Origin of the sequence: Streptomyces sp. R-07 (assembly GCF_049913175.1) — a bacterium.
In the GTDB taxonomy this organism is placed as follows: Bacteria; Actinomycetota; Actinomycetes; order Streptomycetales; family Streptomycetaceae; genus Streptomyces.
On sequence record NZ_CP183978.1, the window covers coordinates 7,928,903 to 7,954,359 of the forward strand.

General features: G+C 70.7%; 21 protein-coding genes and 1 pseudogene. 14 read left to right on the forward strand and 8 right to left on the reverse strand.

Annotated elements, in window-relative coordinates:
* Positions 1–74: 74 nt before the first annotated feature.
* The 3 genes from ACN9M0_RS36185 to ACN9M0_RS36195 all read right to left on the reverse strand — a co-directional run bounded on the left by ACN9M0_RS36185 (position 75) and on the right by ACN9M0_RS36195 (position 3,819).
* Entirely contained in the window at positions 75–1,106 is a 1,032-nt protein-coding gene (locus ACN9M0_RS36185) for an ABC transporter permease (protein ID WP_366040919.1), read from the reverse strand.
* On the reverse strand, positions 1,090–2,655 hold the full coding sequence (locus ACN9M0_RS36190) for a sugar ABC transporter ATP-binding protein (RefSeq protein WP_426404988.1): 1,566 nt from the start codon (positions 2,653–2,655) through the stop codon (positions 1,090–1,092). The genes ACN9M0_RS36185 and ACN9M0_RS36190 overlap by 17 nt, the downstream gene beginning before the upstream one ends.
* 123 nt (positions 2,656–2,778) lie before the next feature.
* Positions 2,779–3,819 (reverse strand): sugar ABC transporter substrate-binding protein, encoded by a 1,041-nt coding sequence (locus ACN9M0_RS36195; protein WP_366040917.1) that lies wholly within the window; start codon positions 3,817–3,819, stop codon positions 2,779–2,781.
* Between the two features lie 439 nt (positions 3,820–4,258).
* Between ACN9M0_RS36195 and ACN9M0_RS36200 the strand changes: the two genes are divergently transcribed.
* The 12 genes and pseudogenes from ACN9M0_RS36200 to ACN9M0_RS36255 all read left to right on the forward strand — a co-directional run bounded on the left by ACN9M0_RS36200 (position 4,259) and on the right by ACN9M0_RS36255 (position 13,857).
* On the forward strand, positions 4,259–5,110 hold the full coding sequence (locus ACN9M0_RS36200) for a fumarylacetoacetate hydrolase family protein (RefSeq protein ID WP_426404989.1): 852 nt from the start codon (positions 4,259–4,261) through the stop codon (positions 5,108–5,110).
* Between the two features lie 11 nt (positions 5,111–5,121).
* Positions 5,122–6,486, forward strand: coding sequence for an enolase C-terminal domain-like protein (locus ACN9M0_RS36205; protein ID WP_426404990.1), 1,365 nt, complete (start codon positions 5,122–5,124; stop codon positions 6,484–6,486).
* Positions 6,483–7,244, forward strand: a complete 762-nt coding sequence (locus ACN9M0_RS36210) for an SDR family NAD(P)-dependent oxidoreductase (RefSeq protein WP_366040914.1) — start codon at positions 6,483–6,485, stop codon at positions 7,242–7,244. The genes ACN9M0_RS36205 and ACN9M0_RS36210 overlap by 4 nt, the downstream gene beginning before the upstream one ends.
* Positions 7,241–8,239: an aldo/keto reductase gene (locus tag ACN9M0_RS36215; protein WP_426404991.1), complete on the forward strand. Its 999-nt coding sequence runs from the start codon at positions 7,241–7,243 to the stop codon at positions 8,237–8,239. The genes ACN9M0_RS36210 and ACN9M0_RS36215 overlap by 4 nt, the downstream gene beginning before the upstream one ends.
* On the forward strand, positions 8,239–8,979 hold the full coding sequence (locus ACN9M0_RS36220) for a (Fe-S)-binding protein (RefSeq protein WP_366040912.1): 741 nt from the start codon (positions 8,239–8,241) through the stop codon (positions 8,977–8,979). Before ACN9M0_RS36215 ends, ACN9M0_RS36220 begins: the two co-directional genes overlap by 1 nt.
* A complete protein-coding gene (locus tag ACN9M0_RS36225; RefSeq protein ID WP_426404992.1) occupies positions 8,976–10,433 on the forward strand; it encodes a LutB/LldF family L-lactate oxidation iron-sulfur protein in 1,458 nt (485 codons plus the stop codon). The genes ACN9M0_RS36220 and ACN9M0_RS36225 overlap by 4 nt, the downstream gene beginning before the upstream one ends.
* Positions 10,430–11,080 (forward strand): LutC/YkgG family protein, encoded by a 651-nt coding sequence (locus tag ACN9M0_RS36230; protein ID WP_426404993.1) that lies wholly within the window; start codon positions 10,430–10,432, stop codon positions 11,078–11,080. The genes ACN9M0_RS36225 and ACN9M0_RS36230 overlap by 4 nt, the downstream gene beginning before the upstream one ends.
* A complete protein-coding gene (locus ACN9M0_RS36235) occupies positions 11,077–11,388 on the forward strand; it encodes an L-rhamnose mutarotase (protein WP_366040909.1) in 312 nt (103 codons plus the stop codon). The genes ACN9M0_RS36230 and ACN9M0_RS36235 overlap by 4 nt, the downstream gene beginning before the upstream one ends.
* Positions 11,385–12,284: an amidohydrolase family protein gene (locus tag ACN9M0_RS36240; protein WP_426404994.1), complete on the forward strand. Its 900-nt coding sequence runs from the start codon at positions 11,385–11,387 to the stop codon at positions 12,282–12,284. Before ACN9M0_RS36235 ends, ACN9M0_RS36240 begins: the two co-directional genes overlap by 4 nt.
* A gap of 88 nt (positions 12,285–12,372) precedes the next feature.
* Complete coding sequence (locus ACN9M0_RS36245; protein WP_366040907.1) at positions 12,373–13,068, forward strand: FadR/GntR family transcriptional regulator; 696 nt, start codon at positions 12,373–12,375, stop codon at positions 13,066–13,068.
* Positions 13,069–13,122: 54 nt separating this feature from the next.
* Positions 13,123–13,401, forward strand: a pseudogene (locus ACN9M0_RS36250) (TatD family hydrolase); the annotation flags it as partial.
* A 225-nt stretch (positions 13,402–13,626) separates the two neighbouring features.
* Positions 13,627–13,857, forward strand: coding sequence for a hypothetical protein (locus ACN9M0_RS36255; protein ID WP_426405381.1), 231 nt, complete (start codon positions 13,627–13,629; stop codon positions 13,855–13,857).
* 154 nt (positions 13,858–14,011) lie between these two features.
* Here the strand turns inward: ACN9M0_RS36255 and ACN9M0_RS36260 are convergent, their stop codons facing one another.
* The 5 genes from ACN9M0_RS36260 to ACN9M0_RS36280 form a co-directional block, all read right to left on the reverse strand.
* Positions 14,012–15,346, reverse strand: coding sequence for an alpha-L-fucosidase (locus ACN9M0_RS36260; protein ID WP_426404995.1), 1,335 nt, complete (start codon positions 15,344–15,346; stop codon positions 14,012–14,014).
* Positions 15,343–16,188, reverse strand: coding sequence for a carbohydrate ABC transporter permease (locus ACN9M0_RS36265; protein WP_366039724.1), 846 nt, complete (start codon positions 16,186–16,188; stop codon positions 15,343–15,345). Before ACN9M0_RS36265 ends, ACN9M0_RS36260 begins: the two co-directional genes overlap by 4 nt.
* Entirely contained in the window at positions 16,185–17,042 is an 858-nt protein-coding gene (locus tag ACN9M0_RS36270) for a carbohydrate ABC transporter permease (RefSeq protein ID WP_426404996.1), read from the reverse strand. The genes ACN9M0_RS36265 and ACN9M0_RS36270 overlap by 4 nt, the downstream gene beginning before the upstream one ends.
* A gap of 147 nt (positions 17,043–17,189) precedes the next feature.
* Entirely contained in the window at positions 17,190–18,470 is a 1,281-nt protein-coding gene (locus ACN9M0_RS36275; protein ID WP_366039722.1) for an ABC transporter substrate-binding protein, read from the reverse strand.
* A 66-nt stretch (positions 18,471–18,536) separates the two neighbouring features.
* The gene (locus tag ACN9M0_RS36280; RefSeq protein ID WP_366039721.1) at positions 18,537–19,682 is read right to left on the reverse strand and encodes an ROK family protein; all 1,146 of its coding nucleotides are present in this window, start codon (positions 19,680–19,682) and stop codon (positions 18,537–18,539) included.
* 388 nt (positions 19,683–20,070) lie between these two features.
* Here ACN9M0_RS36280 and ACN9M0_RS36285 point away from each other — a divergent pair, with 388 nt between their 5' ends.
* Entirely contained in the window at positions 20,071–22,410 is a 2,340-nt protein-coding gene (locus ACN9M0_RS36285; RefSeq protein ID WP_426404997.1) for a discoidin domain-containing protein, read from the forward strand.
* A gap of 37 nt (positions 22,411–22,447) precedes the next feature.
* Entirely contained in the window at positions 22,448–24,607 is a 2,160-nt protein-coding gene (locus tag ACN9M0_RS36290) for an alpha-galactosidase (RefSeq protein ID WP_426404998.1), read from the forward strand.
* The last annotated feature ends 850 nt before the right edge of the window (positions 24,608–25,457 follow it).

Genomic DNA, 25,457 nt, shown 5'->3' on the forward strand with positions numbered 1-25,457 from the left:
TGACGGCGGAGCGGCGCGCCCCTGAGGGGACACGCCGCTCCGACGGCTCGCCGACCGCCCCGGGGGGCGTGATGTCACTCCTGCTTCTCGCCGGAGGCGAAGCGGGAGATGATCAGCGCGACGATGATGATCGCGCCGTTGAGGAACTGGTTCCACAGCGGTGGTACGCCGGCCAGCGTCATGACGTTGACCACGAGCTGGAGCGTCAGCACACCGGTGAGGGCGCCGAAGAGCGTGCCACGGCCGCCGTTCAGGCTGACACCGCCGATGACGGTGGCCGCGAAGACCTGGAAGATCCAGCCGCTGCCCTGGTCGGCGGAGATGGACCCGTAGTGCCCCGTGTAGAGGATGCCGGCGAAGGCGGCGAGCAGACTGCCCAGGACGAGCACCGTCCAGACGATCCGGTCCACGCGGATGCCCGCGGCGCGGGCCGCCTCCGCGTTGCCGCCGATCGCGTAGAGCGCCCGCCCGTGCCGCAGCCAGGCGAGAGCCGAGCCGCCGAGCAGGAACAGCACCGCGCAGATCCACACCGCCGCGGGGACGCCGAACCAGCTCGCGCGCCCGAGGTAGCTGAAGGAGGCGGGCACGTTGACGATCGACTGACCCTCGGAGATGGCGATCTGCAGGCCCCGGAGCAGGGTGAGCCCGCCCAGCGTGACGATGAAGCCGTTGAGCCGCAGCTTGAGGATGAGGAACCCGTTGATCGCCCCGATGATCGCGCCCACCAGCAGACAGAGGGGGACGGACATCCACTCCGGGAACAGCCCGAGGCCGGTGAACCTTGCCCCGTGGTCGGGCAGCACCAGCCACACGGCGACGACCGGCGCGAGGCCGATGGTGGACTCGAGGGAGAGGTCCATCCGGCCGATGATCAGGATCAACGCCTGAGCCAGGACCAGCAGGCTCAGCTCGGTGGCCTGCTGGCCCACGCCGAGCAGGTTGTCCGACGTGAGGAAGGCGGGCGAGACGATGAAACCGATGACGCCCAGGACGAGGAGGACGGGAACCAGCGAGAGATCGCGGAACCGTGCCGGCGCGAAGCGTCGGCCGGCGGGCCCGGGGACGGTGGCGGTCGGCGGCTCGCGCAGCTCAAGGGTGGGGGACATGCTGTTCCTTCTCGGTCGGCTTCTCGGTCGGGACGGCCATGCCTTCCATGGCCGCGACCAGGTCTTCGTCGCTCCATCCGTGCGCGAACTCCGCGACCACCCGGCCGTGGAACATGGCCACGACCCGGTCGCAGACGCGCAGGTCGTCGAGTTCGTCGGAGACGATCACGGCGGTCCGGCCTTCGTCGGCGACCCGGCGGACGGTGCCGAGCAGGGACTCCTTGGACTTGACGTCCACGCCGTTGGTCGGGCGGATCGCAACCAGGACGTGCGGGGCGGTGGCCAGCGCGCGGGCGATGACGACCTTCTGCTGATTGCCGCCGGACAGGTCGGTGACGGGCGCGGCGGGGCCAGGAGTCTTGATGTCGAGGTCGTTGATCATGCGCTCGGCGAAGGCCCGTGTCCTCGACGGCAGCACCAGCCCGTACGGACCCAGCTGGCCGGTCACGGTCAGGGTGGCGTTCTCGGCGACGCTCCGCTGCGGGACGAGGCCCTGGATGTGCCGGTCCTCCGGTACGAAGCCGATGCCGGCCGCCAGCGCCGCGGGGACCTGCCCGGTGCGGACCGCACGGCCCGCCACGCTGATCGTGCCGCTGTCGGGCCGGCGCAGACCGGCGAGGGTCTCGCCGAGCCGAACGTTGCCGCTGGCGGCGGCCCCGGCCAGCCCCACCACCTCACCCGCGTGCGCGGTGAGGGAGACGTCCTGGTAGCTGCCGGACAGGCCGAGGCCTGCCACGTCGAGCAGCGCGGGCCCGTCCGGCCGACTGATGCCGCTCACCGGCCGGCCGGGCTCCGCCCTCCTGGAACTCTCACCGGTCATCGCCTCCACCAGGGCCCGCTGGTCCAGGTCCGCGACGGGCGCGGTGACGATGTGGCGGGCGTCCCGGTAGACGGTCACCGTGCCGCACAGCTCGTACACCTCCTGGAGGTGGTGCGAGATGAACAGGAAGGCGACACCCTGCTCCTGGAGCGCGCGCAGCTTGCCGAACAGCCGGTCGATCCCACGCGCGTCGAGCTTCGCGGTGGGCTCGTCGAGGATGATGAACCGCGCGCCGAAGGACAGTGCCCGGGCGATCTCGACGAACTGGCGCTGCTCCACCGTCAGGTCCTCGGCGCGCGCGCCGGGGTCGACGTCCACTCCGTACTCGGCGAGCAGGTCCGTGGCACGGTGCCGCAGCCGTTTCCAGCTGATGGGGCTGAGCGCCCCGCCGCTCTGCCGGTCCAGGAAGAGGTTCTCGGCGACGGTGAGGGCGGGGATGATCGTGGAGCGTTGGTAGACGCAGGCGACCCGGGAGCGCCAGGCACGGGTGTCGCCGAGGGCCGGGGCGGGCTCCCCGCCGAACCGCAGGGTGCCGGTGTCCGGACTCTGCAGGCCGGTGAGGATGGAGACGAGCGTGGACTTTCCTGCGCCGTTGCGGCCGACCAGGGCGTGCGACTCGCCGGGTGCGACGGTGATGCGGGCGTCCTTGAGCGCGACCGTGGCGCCGAAGCGCTTGCCGATGCCGTCGGCTTCGACGACGGGGCCCAGGACGGGGCTGGAGTCCGCCATGGCGGGGGTTTCCTTTCCGCGGTGACCGTGAGCGGCGGGCGCGCGGGCGGGGCGTCGAGTGATAGCCCGCCGCTCACGGGGCCTGTGGGCGGGGCTTGACCGGCAAGCTCCGAGAGAGGGGGCCTAGCCGATGGTGTTGCCCCAGAGCGCCTTGTCGTCCACGTTGTCCTTGGTGACGAGGGGGGCGGGGAGCTGGTCCTCCAGACCGTTGGGCAGCTCGACGATGGTGGAGTCGTGGTCGGTGGGGCCCGGCTTGAAGGTCCTTCCTTCGGTGGCCGCCTTGGCGTAATACAGGGCGTACTTGGCGTACAGGTCGGCGGGCTGGGAGACGGTCGCGTCGATCTGGCCCTTGCGGATCGCGTCGAACTCGGCCGGGATGCCGTCGTTGGAGACGATGGCGATGTGCCCGGGCTTTCCGGTCGGCTGGAGCAGGCCCTTCTGCTGGAGCAGGGTGAGGGTCGGCTGCAGGAAGACGCCGCCGGCCTGCATGTAGATGCCCTTGAGGTCCGGGTGCGCGGTGAGGGTCGACTGGAGTTTCGCCGAGGCGACGTCGCCCTTCCAGTCGGTGGCCAGCTCGATGACCTGGATGTCGGGGAACTTCTCCTTCATGCAGGCGGCGAAGGCCTCGGAACGGTCGCGGCCGTTGACGGAGTCGAGAGCCCCCTGGAGCTCGGCGACCTTGCCCTTGCCGCCGAGCTGCTTGCCGAGGAACTCGCAGGCCTTGGTGCCGTACGCCTTGTTGTCGGCCCGCACCACCATGTAGACGTTCCCCTTGTCGGGGCGGGTGTCGACGCTGACCACCGGTATCTTCGCGGCTTCGAGCCGGTCGAGAGTGGAGGCGATCGCGCCGGTGTCCTGCGGGGCCATGACGACGGCCTTGGCACCGGTGTTCTGGAGGACCTGGACATTGGCGACCAGCTTGGTCACGTCGTTCTGGGAGTTGCTCACCGGCAGCGCGTCGAGGCCGAGGGTCTTGGTCTCGCTGTCGATGTACTGGGCGTAGGAGTTCCAGAAGTCGGAGTCCGCCCGCGGGAGATCGATGCCGATGGCGGCCTTGCCGGCGGAGCCGGAGTCGGCGCCCTCCCGGTTGCAGGCGGTGCCGAGGCCGGCCACGGCGACCACTGTGGCGGCCATGGCCGCGATTCTGGCGGAGCGGGGCTTCATGCTGGGGATCTCCTTGGCTGGGATGCCGGCGTGCCCGTGCGGGGCAGGCGTGAGCCGGGGTGTCCGGCCCGACGGGGAGGACCCGCGAGAGAGGCGGGTGACCTGGTGGTTCTGGGGGCTGACGACGTGGATCGCGCCTCTGAAGTCATCCGATGACTTCCGGGTAACGAGGACCATACGAGTCGGAAACCCGGCTGACAAGAGGTGGGAGCGGATCTCTCGCGACCACTTCCTCGCTGGCCCGGCCGGGGTGTTGAAGCCCCGGTCGTCTGCTGGTGAGTCGCACCGTTAGGAGGCGTTGGGCGGATTCGATCTGCAGACATCGGATGTCTTCTTGCGGTCGCGCGGCTCTGGCTCGTATGGTCCTGGGCAGCAGATTCATCCGATGTGTTGGCGAGGCGACAGCTCGCCCTCCCGGCACGAGGACAGGAGACGGATCATGAGGCTATTGCGCGTCGGCGCCCCGGGGACAGAGATCCCGGCGGTCCTCGGCGACGACGGCGACGCCCACGCGCTCACCGGACTCACCGCCGACATCGACGGGGCGTTCCTCGCCTCCGACGGCGTCGAGCGCGTCCGGCAGGCGCTCGCCGAAGGCACTCTGCCGCCCCTCGACACGGAGGGACGGCGGATCGCCGCCCCCGTCGCCCGCCCCGGCAAGATCGTCTGCATCGGCCTCAACTACCGCGACCACGCGGCGGAGACCGGCGCCCCCGTGCCGGAGCGGCCGGTGGTGTTCATGAAGGATCCGGCCACCGTCGTGGGGCCGTACGACGAAGTGCTGATCCCGCGCGGTTCGGTGAAGACCGACTGGGAGGTGGAGCTCGCCGTCGTGATCGGCCGTCGTGCCCGGTACCTCGACTCGCCCGAGCAGGCCCTCGGCCATGTCGCGGGGTACGCGATCAGCAACGACGTCTCAGAGCGGGAGTACCAGCTGGAGTACTCGGGGCAGTGGGACCTCGGCAAGTCCTGCGAGACGTTCAACCCGCTGGGGCCGTGGCTGGTCACCCCCGACGAGGCCGGCGACCCGCAGGCGCTGGGCCTCCGCCTCGCCGTCAACGGCGACACGCGCCAGAACGGCCACACCAAGAACATGATCTTCGGCGTCGCCCACGTCGTCTGGTACCTGAGCCAGTACATGGTGCTCAACCCCGGCGACATCATCAACACCGGCACCCCGGCGGGCGTGGCCCTCGGTCTGCCCGGCACCCCGTACCTGCGCGCGGGCGATGTGGTCGAGCTGTCCATCGACGGCCTCGGCACCCAGCGCCAGACCTTCGCACACGCCTGAAAGGCACCACGTTGAGCGCACACGCCGCGCGGATCACCGCCCTCGACACGTACGACATACGCTTCCCCACCTCGCGCGAGCTCGACGGCTCCGACGCGATGAACCCCGACCCCGACTACTCCGCCGCCTACCTCGTCCTGCGCACCGACGCGGGCGACGGCGCGGAGGGACACGGCTTCACCTTCACCATCGGGCGCGGCAACGACGTCCAGGTCGCGGCCATCGGCGCGCTGCGCGAGCAGGTGCTCGGCCGGCCGGTCGCCGACCTGTGCGCCGATCCCGGCTCCCTCTACCGCGACCTGATCGGCGACAGCCAGCTGCGCTGGCTCGGCCCCGAGAAGGGCGTGATGCACATGGCGATCGGCGCCGTCGTCAACGCCGTCTGGGACCTGGCCGCCAAGCGGGAGGGCAAGCCCCTGTGGCAGCTCCTCGCCGACGCGGAACCCGCATGGCTGGTCGGGCAGGTCGACTTCCGCTACATCGAGGACGCCCTGACGCCCGCCGAGGCGCTGGAGCTCCTGACCGCGGGCAGGCAGGGCGCCGAGGAGAGGGCCGCGCGACTGCGCGAGCGGGGCTACCCGGCGTACACGACCTCGCCCGGCTGGCTCGGCTACTCCGACGAGAAGCTCACCCGCCTGGCCCGGGAGGCCGTCGCCGACGGCTTCACCCAGATCAAGCTGAAGGTCGGCGCCGACCTGGAGGACGACATCCGCCGCTGCCGCGCCGCCCGCGCGGCCGTGGGACCGGACATCCGGATGGCGATCGACGCCAACCAGCGCTGGAACGTCGCCGAGGCCATCACCTGGACCAAGGCGCTCGCCGAGTTCGACCCGTACTGGATCGAGGAGCCCACCAGCCCCGACGACATCCTCGGTCACGCCGCCGTCCGGCAGGGCGTCCACCCGGTCAAGGTCGCCACCGGAGAGCACGTACAGAACCGGATCGTCTTCAAGCAGCTCCTCCAGGCCGACGCCATCGACGTCCTCCAGCTGGACGCCGCCCGCGTGGGCGGGGTCAACGAGAACCTCGCGATCCTGCTGCTCGCCGCCAAGTTCGGCGTTCCCGTCTGCCCGCACGCGGGCGGCGTGGGACTGTGCGAACTCGTCCAGCACCTCTCGATGTTCGACTACGTGGCCCTGTCGGGCACGGTCGAGGACCGCGTCGTCGAGTACGTCGACCATCTCCACGAGCACTTCGTCGACCCCGTCGTCATCGAGGCCGGTCACTACCGGGCACCCACCACGCCCGGCTTCTCCGCCACCCTGTACCAGAGCACCATCGACACGTTCACCTATCCCCACGGCACCTTCTGGGCCGCCGACGCGGCCTCCGTCGCCGCGACCACGGCCGGTGCGGACACGGAGGAACCGGCATGACCCCCGACCTCGGCGGACTCACCGCCCTCGTCACCGGAGGCGCCTCCGGCATCGGACTGGCCACCGCCCGGCTCCTGCACGAGCGCGGGGCGGACGTCGCCGTCCTCGACCTCGACCCGAGCGGCGCCGACGGTCCGCTGCACGGCTTCACCGCCGACGTCGCCGACGACGCCTCCGTCCGCTCGGCCGTCGAGGCGGCGGCTGAACGGCTGGGCGGCATCGACATCCTCGTCAACAACGCCGGCATCGGCGCCGCCGGTACCGTGGAGGACAACGACGACGAGCAGTGGCACCGCGTCCTGGACGTGAACGTGCTCGGCATCGTCCGCACCACCCGCGCCGCCCTCCCGTACCTGCGCCGTTCGACAGCCGCCGCCGTGGTCAACACCTGCTCCATCGCCGCCACCGCAGGACTCCCGCAGCGGGCGCTGTACTCGGCGAGCAAGGGCGCCGTCCTGTCGCTGACCCTCGCCATGGCTGCGGACCACGTCCGCGAGGGCATCCGCGTCAACTGCGTCAACCCCGGCACCGTCGACACGCCCTGGGTGGGCCGGCTCCTCGACCAGGCGCCCGACCCCGCCGCCGAACGCGCGGCGCTCGACGCCCGCCAGCCCACCGGCCGGCTCGTCACCGCCGACGAGGTCGCCGCCGCCATCGCCTACCTCGCCTCACCCTCCGCCTCCTCCGTCACCGGCACCGCACTCGCCGTCGACGGCGGAATGGCCGGCCTGCGCCTGCGCCCGGAGCCGAAGCCATGAGCCGACGCGACAATCCACTCGGCCGCGGCACACTGCGCGTCAGCGAACTCGCCTTCGGCGCCGCCGGGATCGGGAATCTCTTCATCCCGGTCACCGACGCCCAGGCCGAACAGGCCGTCTCGGCTGCCTGGGAATCCGGCGTACGGTACTTCGACACCGCCCCGCACTACGGCCTCGGTCTGTCCGAACGGCGCCTCGGCGCCGCTCTGCGCGGCCTGCCCAGGGACGAGTACGTCCTCTCCACCAAGGTCGGCCGGTTGCTTCGCCCCCGTAAGGAGGCGACCGGCGACGACCTGGCCAACGGTTTCGCCGTCCCCGCCACCCACGAGCGGGTCTGGGACTTCACCGCCGACGGCGTACGCGGGAGTCTGGAGGCCAGCCTGGAGCGGCTGGGCCTGGACCGGATCGACATCGTCTACCTGCACGATCCGGACGACCACGCCGAGCAGGCACTGGAGGAGGCGTATCCCGCGCTGGAGGCACTGCGCGCGGAAGGCGTCGTCGGCGCGATCGGCGTCGGCATGAACCAGGCCCAGCTCCCCGCCCGCTTCGTCCGCGAGACCGACATCGACACCGTCCTGCTGGCCGGCCGCTACAGCCTCCTCGACCAGCGCGGCCTGGTCGACCTCCTTCCCCTGGCAGCCGAGCGCGGGGTCGGCGTGGTCGTCGGAGGCGTCTTCAATTCCGGACTGCTCGCCGACCCCCGCCCCGGCGCCACCTTCGACTACGCCACCGCGCCCGACGACGTACTGGCCCGCGCCCTCGCGCTCAAGACCGTGTGCGAGGACCACGGCGTGCCGTTGCGCGCCGCCGCCCTGCGCTTCCCGTTCGGGCACCGGGCCGTCAAGAGCGTCCTGGTCGGGGCGCGCAGCGCCGCCGAGGCGCAGGACGCCGCCGCCATGCTCCGCACCCACGTGCCGGCCGCGCTGTGGGCGGAACTCAAGGAACGCGGGCTGCTCCCCGCCGACGTCCCGACCCCCGAGGGGACGGGCTGATGCGCGTCGCACTGTTCATCACCTGCTTCAACGACACCCTCTTCCCCGGCAGCGGGCAGGCCGTGGTGAACGTCCTCGAACGGCTCGGCCACACCGTCGACTTCCCGACGGAGCAGACCTGCTGCGGGCAGATGCACTTCAACACCGGATACCGCCGGGACGCCGCGCCGCTGGTGACCCGTTTCGCCCGGACCTTCGCCGAGTACGACGCCGTGGTCACCCCGTCCGCGTCCTGTGCCGGGATGGTACGGGAGAACCACCCGCTCCTCGCCGAGCGGTACGGGGACACCGCCCTCCAGCGGCAGGTGGACGAACTGATGCCCCGGGTTCATGAGTTCACCGAGTTCCTCACCGACGTCCTGGGCGTCACCGACGTCGGCGCGCACTTCCCTCGCCGGGTCGCCTACCACCCCACCTGCCACTCGCTGCGCGGCCTGCGGCTGGGCGACCGGCCCCAGCGCCTGCTGAGCGCGGTCGACGGCCTCGAACTCGTCGACCTGCCCTCCGCCGACTCCTGCTGCGGCTTCGGCGGCACCTTCGCGATCAAGAACGCCGACACGTCGAACGCGATGCTCGCCGACAAGGCCGCCGCAGTCCGGGACAGCGGTGCCGAAGTGCTGTGCGCCGCCGACAACTCCTGCCTCATGCACATCGGCGGCGGTCTCTCCCGACAGGGCCACCGGGTCCGGAGCATGCACCTGGCCGAAATCCTGGCGAGCACCGAAGGAGAGCCGTGGTGAGCGATCCCCGCAGCCGCGGCGTGATCTGGCTGGGCTCCCCGGCCTTCCCCGAGGCGGCCCGCACCGCCCTCGCGGACGAGCAGCTGCGCGCGAACCTGAAGCGGGCCACCGGCACGATCCGCGACAAGCGGCTCGCGGTGGCGGCCGAGCTGGACGACTGGGAGGAGCTGCGCGAGTCCGCCGCCGCGATCAAGAAGCGGGTCTCGCGGCACCTGGACCGCTACCTGCTGGAACTGGAGGACTCCGTCACCGCGGCGGGCGGCACCGTCCACTGGGCCGCAGACGCGGCCGAGGCCAACCGCATCGTGACCGAACTCGTCCGGGCCACCGGCGAGTCGGAGGTCGTCAAGGTCAAGTCCATGGCCACCCAGGAGATCGGCCTCAACGAACACCTCGCCGAGGCCGGCATCACGGCCTACGAGACCGACCTGGCGGAGCTCATCGTCCAGCTCGGCGACGACCGGCCCTCGCACATCCTGGTCCCCGCGATCCACAAGAACCGCACCGAGGTCCGCGACCTGTTCGTCGCCGGGATGGGCCACTGGGGGCAGCCCGCACCCGAGAACCTGAGCGACGACCCCCGTGAACTCGCCGAGGCCGCCCGCCTGCACCTGCGGCAGAAGTTCCTCACCGCCAAGGTCGCCGTCTCCGGCGCCAACTTCGCCGTCGCCGACACCGGAACCGTGATGGTCGTCGAGTCGGAGGGCAACGGCCGCATGTGCCTCACGCTGCCCGAGACCCTCATCACCGTCATGGGCATCGAGAAGGTGATCCCCACCTGGCAGGACCTGGAGGTGTTCCTGCAACTCCTGCCCCGTTCCTCCACCGGCGAGCGCATGAACCCCTACACCTCGACCTGGGCCGGAACGACCGAAGGCGACGGCCCCCGGGACTTCCATCTCGTCCTGCTCGACAACGGCCGCACCGACACCCTCGCCGACGAGACCGGCCGCCAGGCACTCGCCTGTATCCGCTGCTCCGCCTGTCTGAATGTCTGCCCCGTCTTCGAGCGCACCGGCGGCCACGCCTACGGCTCCGTCTATCCTGGGCCGATCGGCGCCGTCCTCACCCCCCAACTCGTCGGGGTGGAGAACGCCGCCTCCCTCCCCTTCGCCTCCACCCTGTGCGGAGCCTGCTACGACGCGTGCCCCGTCAAGATCAACATTCCGGAGGTCCTCACCCACCTCCGCGCCAAGGCCGTCGAGGGCAAGGGCAAGGCGTCCGCCGAAGCGGTCGCCATGAAGGCGGTGGCCACCGTCCTCGACTCCCCGCGCCTACTCGCAGCCGCGCAACGCGCCGCCGCCCTCGGCGGCAAGGTCCTGGCACGCGAGGGCAGGATCGGCCGCCTCCCGGGACCGCTCCGCGGCTGGTCCGACACACGCGACACCCCCGCACCCCCCGCGGAGTCCTTCCGCACCTGGTGGCGCAAGAACCGGAAGGAGGAGCGCCCGTGAGCAGCCGCGAAACCGTCCTCGCCCGCATCCGCGCCGCCCTCGCCGACATACCGACGGACGAGCGGCCCGAGGACGTACGCGTCCCCCGCGCCTACCGCCGAAGCCACGTCGAGCCCAGACAGGACGTTGTCGCCCTGTTCGCGGAACGGGTCGCGGACTACCGCGCGAACGTCATCCGGACCGACGAGGCCGGGCTGCCCGAGGCCATCGCCACGGCGCTCGGCGGGCGCGGTGCCCGGAACCTGGCCCTGCCCCAGGGGTTCCCCGCCGGCGTGCTGCCGACCGGCGCGTGGAAGTGGCACGCCGAGCCCCTGGACGTCCCCGAGCTGGACGCCCTGGACGGAGCGATCACCCTGGCCGCCGCGGCGATCGCGATCACCGGGACGATCGTCCTGGACACCGGCCCCGGCCAGGGACGGCGCGCCCTCACCCTCGTCCCCGACTACCACCTGTGCGTCGTCCGCGCCGAGCAGATCGCCGACGACCTCCCGGACGCCCTCGCGCGCCTCGACCCCGTCCACCCGCTCACCTTCGTCTCCGGCCCGTCCGCCACCAGCGACATCGAACTCGACCGGGTGGAAGGCGTCCACGGTCCCCGCGCCCTGGACGTCGTCATCGTCGACCCCACGCCCACGGAGCAGCCATGAGGATCGCCCTGCACACCCGCCTCCGTGCGGACCGGATCGAGGAGTACGAGGCGGCCCACCGCGCCGTACCGGCCGAACTCACCGCCGCCATCAGGGCCGCGGGCGTCACGTCGTGGACCATCTGGCGCAGCGACCGCGAGCTCTTCCACGTACTCGACTGCGAGGACTACGCCCGCCTCCTGGCGGAGCTGGAACCCCTCCCGGTCAACATCGCCTGGCAGGCGGAGATGGCCGAACTCCTCGACACCGTCCACGACTACTCCTCGGCGGGGGCCGAGGCCGGACTCCCGGTGGTGTGGCGGCTGTGACGTCCCGGGAGATCATCGACGCCCATCACCACGTCTGGGACCTGACGGTGCGACCGCAGCCCTGGATCACCGGCGACGACCTCGCCCCACTGGCCCGCAGCTTCTCGATGGACGACCTCGCGACGGAGGCGCGGGCGGCGGGCGTGGCCGGCACCGTCCTCGTACAGACCGTCTGCGTCCCCGAGGAGACGCCCGAGCTGCTGACCCTCGCGGCCGGCAGCGACCTGATCGCGGGAGTCGTCGGCTGGGTCGACCTCACCGCGCCGGGCGTCGCCGACGCGCTCGCCGCCCTGCGCGAGGGGCCGGGCGGAGACCGTCTCGTCGGCATCCGCCACCAGGTCCAGGAGGAGCCCGACCCCGAGTGGCTGCTCCGCCCCGACGTACGGCGCGGACTGGCCGCCGTCGCGGAGGCGGGGCTCGCTTACGACCTCGTCGTCACGCCGCGCCAGCTGCCCGCCGCGACTGAGGCAGCGGCCTGGGTCCCCGGTCTGACGTTCGTCCTCGACCATCTCGGCAAGCCGCCGGTCGCCGGTGGCGAGCCCGGCCCCTGGGCGGCCGACCTCGGTCGTCTGGCGGCCCTCCCCAACACGGTCGCCAAGCTCTCCGGCCTCGTTACCGAGGCCGCCCCCGGAGCCTGGCGGACCGAAGACCTGGTGCCGTACGCCGACACGGCGTTCGACGCCTTCGGCCCGGGCCGGCTGCTGTTCGGCTCCGACTGGCCGGTCTGCACCCTGGCGGCCGACTACGCGACGGTCGTCGGGATCGCCGAGACACTCGTGCACGCGTTCGACCGGGCGGAGAAGGACGCGGTGTTCCGCGGCAACGCGATCCGTGTCTACGGACTCGAGGAGACCGGCCGGCCAGCAGTGGGCGACGGGCGCCCCGCGCCCGGGTGAGTCCGGCACTGTCGGCCCCCGGCTGAGCGAGGCGACCGCGGGAGCGAGGACTATGCTGCACGGACCAGGAGCGAGGGAGGCGGGGCGGGTGCCGGTCACGGACGAGGCGATCGAGAAGATCAAGGCCATGATCGTCAGTGGCGAGCTCGGCCCCGGCTCGAAGCTCCCCAAGGAGGCCGATCTCGCCGAGCGGCTCGGTCTGTCGCGCAACTCCCTTCGGGAGGCGGTCAAGGCCCTCTCCCTCATCCGGGTGCTCGACGTGCGCCAGGGCGACGGCACGTACGTGACCAGTCTCCAGCCCCAACTGCTCCTGGACACGCTGGGCTTCGTCGTCGACTTCCACCAGGACGACACCGTCCTGGAGTTCCTGGAGGTCCGCCGCATCCTGGAGCCCGCCGCCGCCGCCATGGCCGCACGCGTCATGCCCGACGAGGGCATCGCCGCGCTGCGGGAGGTGCTGGACGACCTCGCCGAGGACGCCTCGCTGGAGGAACTGATCGCCAACGACTTCGCCTTCCACCGCGCGATCGCCGTCGGCTCGGGCAACACCGTGCTCTGCTCGCTGATCGAGGGACTCTCCGGGCCGACCGCGCGAGCGCGGACATGGCGCGGGGTGACGGAGGAGGGCGCCGTGGAGCGGACCCGGCAGCAGCACCGGGCCATCTTCGAGGCCATCGCCGGTCGTCGTCCCGATCTCGCGCATTCCTGGGCAACGGTCCATGTGGCAGGAGTCGAGCAGTGGCTGCGCGACACCCTCGGCGCGGACGGGTCTCCGCTCGGCTGAGGTGTCGCCACGGCGGTGAGGCGCCTCAGCCCGCGGTGACCGACCGGTCCACCGCGCCCAGTCCGCATCCTCCAGGAGTACGGAACCTCCCGGATGCTCGTCAACTCGGCTGCCGACTGGGGCCACAGCGACCCGCTGCGCACGGCGGCAACCGCCTTCGCGATGCGCTCGGCAGGGTTCACCGAGGAGGACGTCGAACGGGTCCTCTGGCACAACCCGGTGGCCTTCTACACCCAGAGCGGCCGCCTCGCCCTCGAAGCCGAGGGCGCCGAGGCCCGCCCGTCGGACGCCACGGACTTCGCCGGCAACTCCGTGCGCAGGGGCGGCAGCTGATGCGCCTGCAACATCGCGGCGGCGACCTCGTCCATCTCGCCTACGGCACCAACGTGCACCCGGGCGAGGAGCTGCCGCCCGACCGTCCGAGCTGCGTGACGAACTCACCGCGGAGTTGGGCACCTTTCCCCACTTCCGCTACTGGGGACCCAAGTCGGGCCTCGCATCCTCGCGCTGGATCACCGACGCCGCCCGCCGCGTCCTCGACCGGCACGATCCGGGGACCTGACCCTCGTCTGCGTCCCGCACCTCGACTACGACCTCCAGCGCCACGGCCCTGAGTCACCCCAGGCCCGCGAGGCCGCCCGCGAGCTCGACGCGGCCCTGGCCCCCTGCTCACCGAGACGCGCTCGCCCGGGAAGCCACGATCGTCGCGCTCTCCGAGTACGGCATCACCAGGAGCTGCTCCTCGCCTGCCTCGCCGGCACCCCGGGCGGGTCTCTCGCCGCGGACTGAGTGCTTTCTCGGACAGGCTCGCCGTCAAAGGCGAGCAGCGCATCCGGCACACCCGCCGGGGCCAGGTTCAGACCCGGGAGGGCGAACGTGCGGAGACGCAGGCCGTCACCACGGCCTGCGTCTCCGCACGTTCGCCCCCCGGGTCACAGCAGCTTCACGAGGTACCTTCCGCGGGTGCGGTGTCGTCCTTCAGGTCGATCCTCACGACGGTGTCGACCGGATCGGGCAGCGGATACGTGAAGTGGCCGACCTCGCCGAACTGCACGAAGGGGATGTCGGGGTACGAGGCCACGACCCACTCCTCGCAGAGCTTCAGCTCCTGGCCGTCGGCGACCAGGCTGATGCGCTCGATCGCGTCCTTCGGCACACCGGTCAGCGGCAGCGGTCCGATCGGTGCCCGCAGGACGTGGGCGTACAGGGTCGACCCGGAGCGCGTGTAGTAGCCCCACTCGGGCGTACCGAAGCCGGCCGGCCCCGCCCCGTGGACGGATTCGCCGTTGGTCTCCAGCCAGTGGCCGATCCGACGCAGTCGTTCGGCGGCCTCGGGCTGGATGGTGCCGCGCGCATCGGGGCCGACGTTGAGCAGCAGGTTCCCGCCCTTCGCGACGCACTCCACGAGCTTGGTGATGATCTGTTCCGGCGACTTCCACAGGTCGTCGGCGGCGGCGTACCCCCAGTTGTTGTTGAGGGTGACGCACGCTTCCCATGGCACCGGGGTGCCGTCCGGGGTGTGGAAGCCCTCCACCGGGATCACCTGCTCCGGGGAGACGAAGTCCCCGCAGTACGAGGTGGGCTCATCGGTCACGATGGAGCCCATGCCCTCGCCGCTGGTCTCCAGACGGTTGTCCATGATGACGTCCGGCTGGAGCTCGCGGACCATCGCCACGAGGTCGGCGGCCCCCCACTGCTCCGGGCCCATCCCCTCGTAGGAGAAGTCGAACCACAGGATGTCGAGCTTGCCGTAGTTGGTGCACAGCTCCCTCACCTGTCCGTGCAGGAACGCCCGGTAGGACTCCAGGTCGGGTTGGTGGGAGGCGAAGGCGGGGTTGTCGCGCTCGGGGTGCGCCCAGTCGCCGTGGTGCGGGTAGTCGGGGTGGCGCCAGTCGAGCAGCGAGAAGTAGAGGCCGACCTTGATGCCGCGGGCGCGGAAAGCCGCCAGGAACTCGGCGACCAGGTCCCGGCCGATGCCGTTGTGCATGCTGCCGTAGTCGGTGAGTGCGGTGTCGAACAGACAGAAACCGTCGTGGTGCTTGGCCGTGAGCACCGCGTACTTCTGGCCGGCCTCGGCGGCGAGTTCGGCCCAGGTGTGCGGGTCGAAGTCCTCGGCGCCGAAGCCGTCGACGGCGAACTGGTAGCCGGCGAGCGGGACGCGTTCGTGGGAGCGGAGCCATTCGCCCCGGGCGGGGACGGCGTACGGCCCCCAGTGGATGAACATCCCGAAGCGGTCGTGCCGGAACCACGCCGAGCGTGCGAAACGGTCCTCGCTCATGCCTTCACCGCTCCCGCGACCATCCCGCTGACGATGTACTTCTGGGCCACGAGGTACACGGCGACCACCGGAAGCATGGTCAGGACGAGGTTGGCGCACACCAGCCCGTAGTCGAAACTGTGCGTGGTCTGGAAGGTGAACACCGTCATGGGAAGGGTCCACCGGTCGGCGTCGGGGATCAAGAAGAGCACGTTCTGAAACTCGTTCCAGGCATAGGTGAAGACCAGGACCAGCGCGGTGAAGCTGACCGGTCGCAGCAGCGGGAAGATGACGGTGAAGAACAGCCGCAGGGATCCCGCGCCGTCCAGCAGCGCGGCCTCGTCGATCTCGCGGGGCAGCTGCCGGATGAACCCGACGTAGGTCAGCGTGATGAAGGGGATCTGCACGGCGATGTCCGTCAGGATGAGGCCGAGGTACGAGCCGCCCAGACCGATCTGCTGCAGGAGCCGGATCGCCGGGATGAACGCGAACGGTGCGACGAGCCCGGTCAGCAGATAGCTGTAGACGCCGCCGGTGACCCGGCCAGGGCGGCGCGCGATCACGAACGCCGCCATCGAGCACACCAGTACGGTGCCGCCCGTGACACCGACCGCGATCAGGACGCTGTTGCCGAGGGCCTGGAGCGAGTCGCCGGTGGTGATCACCGTGAGGTAGTTGTCGAAGTGCCAGCTGTCGGGGAGCGCGAAGCTCATCGTCCCCGACTCCGCGGTCCCCTTCACGCTGGTGATCAGCACCAGGTACAGCGGAGCGAGGAAGACCAGGGCGACCAGGGCCGCCAGGGAGTACGTGGCCGAGGAGGCGAGGAGCCTCCGGGCGCGGGGCCGGGCCGGTCGGCGGGTCATGCCGTCGCCTCCATCCTGCGGACGAAACGGTTGATCACCAGGGCGACGGCGGTGATCATGAGGAACTGGAAGACGTTGACGGCGGCGGCGTAACCGAGGGCACCGGTGTTGAGCTGTTTGTAGACGTACGAGGTGAGCACCTCGGTCGCCGTGCCGGGGCCGCCGCCCGTGGTCGCGTAGATCATGTCGAACGCCTTCATTCCGGTGATGAAGGTGAGCAGCGCGGCCAGATTGATGGCGTGCCGGATGTACGGGATCTTTATGTGCCGGGCCACCTGCCAGGGGCCGGCGCCGTCGAGGTGGGCGCTCTCGATCAGTTCCGTCGGGACCGCCTGGAGGGCGGCGAGGACGAGGACGACGGTCCAGCCGACGCCCATCCAGGTGTCGACGGCGGTGACGCTGTAGAGCGCCAGGTCGAAGCTGCCGAACCAGTCCTGCGCGAGCCCGAAGGGCTTCAGGAGGACGTTGAGCGGGCCGTCGGCCTTGAGGATGTAGCCGAAGAGCAGGCCGACCACGATCGTGGAGAACATGATCGGCAGGTAGACGACGACCCGCAGGAACTTGGCCCCGCGGAAGGTGCGGTCGAGGAGGAAGGCGATCGCCACTCCCAGGACCGTCTTGCCGACGGTCACGCAGGCGGCGTAGGCGAACTGGTTCCAGGTGGCGTTCCACAGCACTGAGCTGTCGCCGGCCATCAGACGGTAGTTGTCCAGACCGATGAAGTGTGTGTCCGGGACGAAGGTGGAGGCGTCGGTGAGCGAGAGGTACATGCCGAAGAAGGCAGGCAGAAGGAAGAAGACGGTGAAGACGGCGACCGCGGGGACGAGGAACGCGTACCGGTAGGTGCGGACCACACCGGAACCGTCGGCGCGCCCCGAGCTCTTGCGTGCTCCGTCTCCCCTATGTACTCCGCGTCCCTGCTTCCGTCCCGATTCGGGCGACGCTTCTCGGCGTCTGGTGGCGGCGAGGCTCATACTGGGTGTCTCCGATCTCGGGCCGGGTCAGAACCCGGCGGCGCCGGACTTGGCGCCCGCGCTCTGCCACGCCTTCTGGACGCGGTCGCCGAACTCGGCGACATCAGCGCGCTTGCCGATCAGCTCCTGGTAGGCGGCGATGATGTCGTCCTGCGGCTGCGGGATCACCGACTGCTGGTCGAAGGGCAGCACGGACCCGCCCTGGTCGACGAGCTTCTGCAGATCGGCGACGCCGCCGGAGGGCTTGGCGGCCTTGACGTCGGTGAACGCCGACACCCCGGGGTTGGCGTCCAGGAAGGACTGTGCCTGCGGCTGCGCGATCATGAAGTTCAGGAAGTCCTGGGCCTGTGGGGCGACCTTGGAGAACTTCGCGACCTTGAGCATGTTGGGCTTCTGCAGGCCGAGGGTGTTGTGGCCGTCCGCCGCCGGGAGCAGGAAGAACCCGATGTGCGCGTCCGCGTTCGACTTGGCGATCTCCCCGAGCGCCCAGCTGCCGTTGATGATCGCGCCGGCCTTGCCCTTCGCGAGGGCGGCGGTGGAGGCCTCGTATGTCGACGTGAGGGCGTCGTCGTTGGTCAGCCCGCCGTTCACCCAGTCGGACAGCGCCTGGTACTCCTGGTCGAAGCCCGGCGTGTCGGCCCACTTCGCCTTGTTGCCGTCGAGCTTGGCGACCAGGTCCTTGTCCGCGCCGATGAAGCTCGCGTTGACCGAGCTGCGGTGCTGGAGCAGCGTCCAGCCGTCCTTGCCGGCCAGGTGGAGCGGCGTGACGCCGGACTTCTTCACCTTCTCCAGGTCGGCCCGGAATTCGGCGAGGGTGGTGGGCGGGGCGGTGATGCCGGCCTTGGCGAAGACGTCCTTGTTGTAGAGGACGCCGGTGGCGTTGAGACCGTCGGCACTGGGCGTGCCCCAGATCTTTCCGTCGGGGGAAGTGATCGCCTTGCGAACGTCCGGGTTGAGCCGCTGCACCCACGGGCCGGCGGCCGGCTGCATGATCGCGGCCTTGTCCTTGGCGGTGTCCTGGCCGGCGAAGATGTCGACGCCGTTCTTGGAGGCGATCCGGGCCTGCACGAGCGCGTCGTAGTTGGCGTCCGGCACCGGGGCGAGCGTGACCTGGTGGCCGGTCTTCCGCTCCCAGGCCCGCACGTTCTCCTTGAAGCCGGGGACGCCGACCCAGGAGCTCGGCAGCATGTAGGTGACCGTCACATGGCCGCTGGCGTTGGTGCCGTCGTCCCCGGCGCAGCCGCTGACGACGGCCGACACGGTGAGCGCCGCGGCTCCGATGAGGGCGATTCTCCGGATTCTGCGCATGACAAGGTCCTCTCGGTACTACTCAGGGGGAAGGGAAAATGCGGGATTGCTCCGGTGGGTGCGCGGCTACGAGACGGCGGCTGTACGGATGCCGTCCCGGCCGCCCTCGTACGCTCCGGACTTCAAGGGCCTCATGTCGATCCGCGCGGGGAAGGCGGGGTCGCCGAGCAGGGTGTGGAAGGCGTGCGTGAGCGCGAGCTGCAGGGAGCCGAGCGCCGGGCCGAACGTCTGGTTCTCGGTGATCGCGAGCTTCACCGGGTACGCCTTGCGCATCATGGTGTGTAAGCGCGCCGCGATCCGGTCGGTGAGGGCTTGCCGGTGGGCGAGCGGCCCGCCGAGGACGACCAGCTCGGGGTCGACCGCCAGGGTCAGGTAGGCGATGTGACGCGCGGCGCGAGCGGCGAACGCGTCCAGGTCTTCCTGCGCGGCCGGGTCACCACGGTCGGCGGCGTCCACGACCGGCAGGAACGATTCGACGTCGGCCCAGTGCGCGGGCGCGGCCGGGCCGTCGTCGATCAGGTTGAGCTCCCCGGCCAGGTTCCGGCTGCCCCGCTGGACCCGCCCCTCCACGACCAGACCGGCCGCCACCTCGTGCCAGGCCAAAGCCAGGGCGAAGGTGTCGGCACCGCGGGCGGCGCCGTAGGCGTGCTCGGCGATCGCGGCGGCGTTCAGGTCGTGCTCGACGATGAGCGGCACGTCCCCGAAGACCAGCCCGGCCTCCGCGGGGGACAGTCCCTGGAGATCGGGATAGTGCGGGGCGTAGCTGATCCGCCCGTCCGGCCCGACACCGCCGGTGAGCGCGATGCCGAGACCGAGCCAGTCGCCGTGGGTGGCCTTCAGGGAGGCCAGCAGGCGGTCCAGTCGTCCCCTGAACGCCCTGACCCGGTCCTGCCCGGATCGGGGCTCGGGATCATGATGACGGCCCACGTGGAGGAGCCGGCCGGCGACATCGCTGACGAGGATCCGCTCGTCGTGCTTGCCGATCTCGGCGCCGATCACGAAGCCGTGCCGGCCCCGGAAGCGGAACCGGGAGGCGGGCCGGCCGCCCACGGGCGTCGGGGACTCCCCGTGCTCGGCCCCTGAGATGACCTCCACGAGGTGGGGGAGTTCGGCCAGTCGGTCCCGGACCGTCGGCCGGGACAGTCCGGTGACGTTCGCGAGCTCGCTGATCGTCGCCTCGCCCAGCGAGTGCAGCGCGGCGGCACAAGCCACGGTGGTCGTCCGCCCGGAGGCTCTGTCACCTGAGGCGAGCGTGAACATGGCGTGCTCTCTTCGGAAGCCCTTCCTGTCGGGTCCCGGGAGGGCCCCGCCCGAAGGTATGGCAAGGAGGTTTCGAATCCGGCTTTCGTAACCGGGTGGCAGGAACGTAAACGACGCGTTACCGGACCTGCAACAGTTCCGAAAGTGAGAGTGGCAACCTTTCGGAACCTAGGCGTAGGGCGGGCGTTTTCCTGCTTTCGCCCTGATTCATCCTGTGGATACAAAGGCTTGCCCGGATGGGTTTCCGAACTCTTTCAGTCATGAACCTGTGTCGCCTACGTTTCCGCTACTTCACCAGGACGTGGCCCCAGGGCGGGCCCACCAGACGCAGGAGGCAGCGGTGGCAGATCGCGAGCACCCCTCAGCGAGGTCCGACGCGGGTACGGCCGGCGGGTCCGGCGGTTCCGTCGGCGCCGGCGGTCCGGGACGCCGACAGCTCCTCGCGGCGATCGCGGCCGTCGGCGCGGGCACGGCCGCTTCCGGCCTTCTCGGCGCCTTCGGCCTCGGAGGGACCGCCGCAGCGGCGACCCCCGAGGCCCAGGCTGCCGCGACACTGCGCGCGACCATCGACGAGACGCACCCCGCGCACCTGGTCAACCTCGGGCAGAGCGACGAGCCGTACCAGGGCACGCTCGTCCAGCTGTGGGCCACGATCCCGGACAGCCTCAAGCCGTACTGCTACATCAACCTCATTCCCGGCAGCGAGATCCACGACGTGCCGGCCGCGACCGACTGGATCCAGGCCCGGCTCGACACCGCCGAGGCGGCCGGCATCCCGGTCACCGTGCAGGTCGCCCAGGGCGCCACCGGCAACCAGGGCATTCCCGTCAGCAAGTGGCGTGCCTGGGCGCAGACCCACCCGAAGACCTTCGTCGGCCTCAACGCGGCCGAGCTGTACAACGGCATCGACCAGAGCAACTACCTGATCGACCTGTTCAACCTGGCCGGCGAACAGGGCATGTTCTTCTTCTGGACCGACACCAACATCTTCGGCAGTCACGGCATGATGCTGGACTACATGCAGAACAACGCCCGGTTCCTGCCGACGATGAAGGCGAACGCCAAGAACCTGGTGTTCATGAACAAGGAGTCCTGGGCCACCGACTCCACCGACGCGCTCCTCAAGGGCCTGTGGCTCACCGGCTACATCGGCAACTGGGGGTCGTCGACCGACTGGTGGAAGTGGGGCCTCGACAACAAGGGCGTCTTCCCCGGCGGCGAGGGCTGGCAGGACTGGAAGTTCATCCTCCAGTACCCACAGGGCCTCCAGGTCCAGTCGATCGTCCGCGACCTGTCCCAGGGTGCGACCTGCTTCCTCGCCGAAGGCTCGTACTTCACCAACGGTGCCCTCGGAAACCGTTACGCCGGAGCCCAGTTCGGCATCTACCCGCTGCTCCAGAGCGTCCTCAACGGCTGGATCCAGATCCCCGCCCGCGCCCAGGTCGCCGCCCAGCAGCAGGCCCTGGTCAAGGGCCTCGCCGCGTACTCCACGCCGGGCTGGAACGGTTCCGTCAACAACGCCATGGCCGTCGACGGGCGGTACGGGATGGTCTCGCTGGTCCCCACCACGATGCCCACCGCCGATCTATCCGGCTTCACCACCGTCACCTCGAAGCAGCCCACCAGCTACTACGACGGGCTGTTCCCCGGCTACGCCCGCACCGGCAACGGCTGGGTCGTGCGCTCCGACGGCACGAACAAGCAGTGGTACTACACCAACCCCGTCATGTGGGAGCAGCGCAAGACCGCCTCAGTCATCCCGCTGACCAACGTGTCCGGCGCGCAGGTGACCGTCAGCTCCGACGAACACACCAGCGTGATCATCCAGGAGAACCCCTCCAACCTGGGCGTCCACGTCTTCAACTACCGCCTCAACCTGACCGACGCCCTCTCCCAGGTCGTCGATGAGGCCGACACCGTCGCCTTCGGCCAGAACTACATGGCGCCCCGCCTCGACGCCGCCGGCAACCCGGTCGTCAATGCGGACGGCTCGATCACCACGGTCGGCAACCGCACCCTGCCGGACCAGACCTCCCGTGACGTCCGCAACGTCACCCTGACCATCGTCGGCACCTGGAACGGCGGCCAGCCGCGCATCACCTTCGACGATCAGGCGGGCATGACCCGCCCGTACGCGAAGACGCAGACCTGGGACGCGGCCACCAGCACGCTCACCCTCAGCCTCACCATGAACGGGACCAGCCACTTCAACGTCCAGATCAACGGCGGAGGCCCGCACGTCCTGCCCCGCGACGGCTGGACCGTGACCTACACCGACAGCCAGGAGACCGCCGCCGAGAGCACCCCGGCCACCAACGTCCTGGACGGCAACATGTCCACGTTCTGGCACACGGCGTGGTCAGCCACCGACCCGGACCCCGCCTGCCCGCACGAGATCCAGCTCGACATGAAGAGCAGCCGTACGGTCTCCGGGTTCACCTACCTGCCGCGGCAGGACGGACCCAAGAACGGCTGGGTCGGCGGCTACGAGTTCTACGTCTCCGCCGACGGCACGACCTGGGGCAGCCCGGTCGCCACGGGTACGTTCGCCGCCGACGCCACCCTGAAGACCGTACGGTTCCCCGCCACCGCCGGCCGATACGTGCGGTTCCGCGCCCTGTCGGAGGTCAACGGCAACCCGTGGACCTCCTGCGCCGACCTCACGGTCATCGGCCTGTGACCCGCCCCCGGGCGACCCCACCGGAGACAACGCACTCATGACCCCGCCCCACCACCAGGACCTGGCCGTGCTCGCCGCGGCCGGGTCCGCCCTGGTCCTCGACACGTCGGCCCCCCACCTCCCCGCCGTCCTGCACTGGGGCGCCGACCCGGGCGAGCTGGGCGATCCCCAGGAGCTGCTGCTCGCCCTCACCCCGGGATGGCCCGTGGCCTCCGTCGACCAGCCCGTGCCCCTGCGGCTCGTCCCGCACCAGGCCGACGGCTGGACCGGACGCCCTGGCATCACCGGCCACCGCGACGGAGCCCACCCCCACCTGCGCCTGCGGCTCTCCGAGCCCGTCACCTGCGTCCGCGCGGACGGCGGGGGAGGCCACCTCCGGATCGCCGCAGCCGACCCGGACGCGGGAGTGACTGTCCGCACGGATGTCGAGATGGACGCCTTCGGCGTCATCCGGATCCGTCACACCCTCGGCAACGACGGCCCCGGCACCTTCACCCTCGACTCCGCTGCCTGCCTGCTACCGGCCGGCGATCAGGCCACCGAAGTCCTCGACTTCACCGGCCGCTGGGCGAACGAACGCCGCCCCCAGCGCGGACCGCTCCACCACGGACTGACCCTGCGCGAGTCCCGCCGCGGCCGCACCGGCCACGACGCCACCGGCCTCCTCGCCGTCGGACAGCCCGGATTCGGCTTCCGGCACGGCCAGGTGTGGGCCGTCCACACAGGCTGGAGCGGCAACCACCTCCACTACGCGGAACGCCTCCCCGAGCACGGTCCCGTCCTGGGAGGCGGCGAACTGCTCGGCCCCGGCGAGATCCGCCTCGCCCAAGGCGAGACCCACCGCACCCCCTGGACCTACTTCGCCTGGTCCGACGCCGGACTCGACGGCCTGTCCGACCGCCTGCACCAGCACCTTCGTGCACGCCCTGGCCACCCCCGCACGCGCCGGCCCGTGACGCTCAACACCTGGGAGGCGGTCTACTTCGACCACCGCCTCGACACGCTCACCGACCTCGCCGAACGCGCCGCCGCCGTCGGCGTCGAACGCTTCGTCCTCGACGACGGCTGGTTCACCGGCCGCCGCGACGACACCGCCGGCCTCGGCGACTGGACCGTCGACCCGCAGGTATGGCCGGACGGGCTGCACCCGCTCGTCGAACGGGTACGGGAACTCGGCATGCAGTTCGGCCTCTGGGTCGAGCCGGAGATGGTCAACCCCGACTCCGACCTCGCCCGCGCCCACCCCGACTGGCTGCTCACCACCCCGGGGCGGCCCGCCCTGGCCGCCCGGAACCAGCAGGTCCTCGACCTGGCCGACCCCGACGCGTACACCCACATCGCCGCCCGCCTGCACGCGCTCATCGACGAGTACGGCATCGCCTACCTCAAGTGGGACCACAACCGCGACCTGCTGGAAGCGGTCCACGACGGAACCGCAGGGGTCCACGCCCAGACGGCAGCCGTCTACCGGCTCCTCGACGAACTCCGCGACCGGCACCCCGACCTGGAGATCGAGTCCTGCTCCTCGGGCGGAGCCCGCATCGACTACGGCATCCTGGAACGCACCGACCGCGTCTGGGCCTCCGACACCAACGACCCGCTCGAACGCCAGGCCATCCAGCGCTGGACCGGCCTGCTCGTCCCTCCGGAGCTCATGGGCTGCCACGTCGGCGAGGCCCGCGCCCACACCACCGGCCGCGTCACCTCCCTCGCCACCCGCCTCGCGACCGCCCTGTACGGCCACGCCGGCATCGAATGGGACCTCACCCGCTGCCCCGACGACGAACTGGCACAACTGACGGCCTGGGTACGACTTCACAAGCGCCTCCGCCCCCTCCTCCACACTGGCACCACCGTCCACGCCGACCACCCGGACCCCGCCGCCTGGCTCCACGGCGTCGTCTCCCAGGACCGCCACCACGCACTCTTCACCCTCGCCCAGCTCACGGCGTCGACGGACTCCGTCCCACCCCGCCTCCGCCTCCCCGGCCTCGCCCCGGACCTGACCTACACCGTCACCGTCCGCCCGGAGTTCCCCTTCACCCAGTCCCACCCCAGCACCGCCGTCCCCTGGATCACCCACGGCGTGATCCGCGCCCGGGGCGCCGTCCTCGCGGACCTGGGGCTGGCGGCCCCGCTGCTCGACCCGGCGCGGTGCCTGGTCCTGGAGGTGGAAGCGATCGACGGCGACACCTGATCAACGGGTGCCGCTCCACGGAACCGGCAGCGCGCTGAGGGCCGTGACGGACGCGACGCCCACCGGGACAAGCAGCGGGGTCGCGTCAGACCGGCGGGTGGACAGGAAGTAGCTCCGCCGTTCCTGCCGGAATGCGCCGCCTCTGTCGAAGAACGGGAACGGACCTGGCCAATCGGATCTTCCCGTTGGCCTGGGCTCCGGGGCCGAGTCGGTGAAGTCGATCACGGTGGGCGAGTAGTACTCCACCATCACAAGGACATCTGCAAGTTCGTCGCCTAGACCGTCGCCATGGTCACTTCACTCCAGAATGGCGAGAGGTCGCGCATTAATGACACGGAGTCGTACGACAACGTTTCCCAGGGCGTTGCGTCCTATCTCCTGCCTCCAGCCATCGTGGCCGAGCAGAATGCGGCCGAAGCCTGCGCAGGCGACCCGAGGCCGTCTCCGCTCACCAAGTGACCCCACGTCACGCCCCCGTCCTCCGGCCGTTCGTGCCGCAGCACCCTATGACCCCGGTACCGCCCCGAAGCGCACTCATGCGCCCACGTACCGGAGTACCGAGCGACAGAATGGACGCACCCGTGCACGGAGCACTCGACATCGGCGGCACCGAGATCGCCGGTGGGCCCGTCCATCACCGTCGCCTGTCGGCTCGGGCGCAGTGCGCCACGCCGGCACACGGCACGGCCGAGGAGATGACGGCCGTGGTCACGACGCTCCTCGACGACCTCACGGGCCGACCGGAGTTGGCCTCGCTCATCGGGGTCGACCTCGCAGGTGCCAGTCCCGCAGACACCGTAAGACAGGCGTTGCGCACATATATCTGTGCGGCCTCGGCATGGAGGTCACG

Excerpts from the sequence above, each read along its gene's own strand:
- ACN9M0_RS36195 (WP_366040917.1), bottom strand. The coding sequence starts at position 3,819 with ATGAAGCCCCGCTCCGCCAGAATCGCGGCCATGGCCGCCACAGTGGTC.
- ACN9M0_RS36275 (WP_366039722.1), bottom strand. The coding sequence starts at position 18,470 with ATGCGCAGAATCCGGAGAATCGCCCTCATCGGAGCCGCGGCGCTCACC.
- ACN9M0_RS36260 (WP_426404995.1), bottom strand. The coding sequence starts at position 15,346 with ATGAGCGAGGACCGTTTCGCACGCTCGGCGTGGTTCCGGCACGACCGC.
- ACN9M0_RS36185 (WP_366040919.1), bottom strand. The coding sequence starts at position 1,106 with ATGTCCCCCACCCTTGAGCTGCGCGAGCCGCCGACCGCCACCGTCCCC.
- ACN9M0_RS36265 (WP_366039724.1), bottom strand. The coding sequence starts at position 16,188 with ATGACCCGCCGACCGGCCCGGCCCCGCGCCCGGAGGCTCCTCGCCTCC.
- ACN9M0_RS36215 (WP_426404991.1), top strand. The coding sequence starts at position 7,241 with ATGAGCCGACGCGACAATCCACTCGGCCGCGGCACACTGCGCGTCAGC.
- ACN9M0_RS36200 (WP_426404989.1), top strand. The coding sequence starts at position 4,259 with ATGAGGCTATTGCGCGTCGGCGCCCCGGGGACAGAGATCCCGGCGGTC.
- ACN9M0_RS36190 (WP_426404988.1), bottom strand. The coding sequence starts at position 2,655 with ATGGCGGACTCCAGCCCCGTCCTGGGCCCCGTCGTCGAAGCCGACGGC.
- ACN9M0_RS36220 (WP_366040912.1), top strand. The coding sequence starts at position 8,239 with ATGCGCGTCGCACTGTTCATCACCTGCTTCAACGACACCCTCTTCCCC.
- ACN9M0_RS36210 (WP_366040914.1), top strand. The coding sequence starts at position 6,483 with ATGACCCCCGACCTCGGCGGACTCACCGCCCTCGTCACCGGAGGCGCC.
- ACN9M0_RS36235 (WP_366040909.1), top strand. The coding sequence starts at position 11,077 with ATGAGGATCGCCCTGCACACCCGCCTCCGTGCGGACCGGATCGAGGAG.
- ACN9M0_RS36290 (WP_426404998.1), top strand. The coding sequence starts at position 22,448 with ATGACCCCGCCCCACCACCAGGACCTGGCCGTGCTCGCCGCGGCCGGG.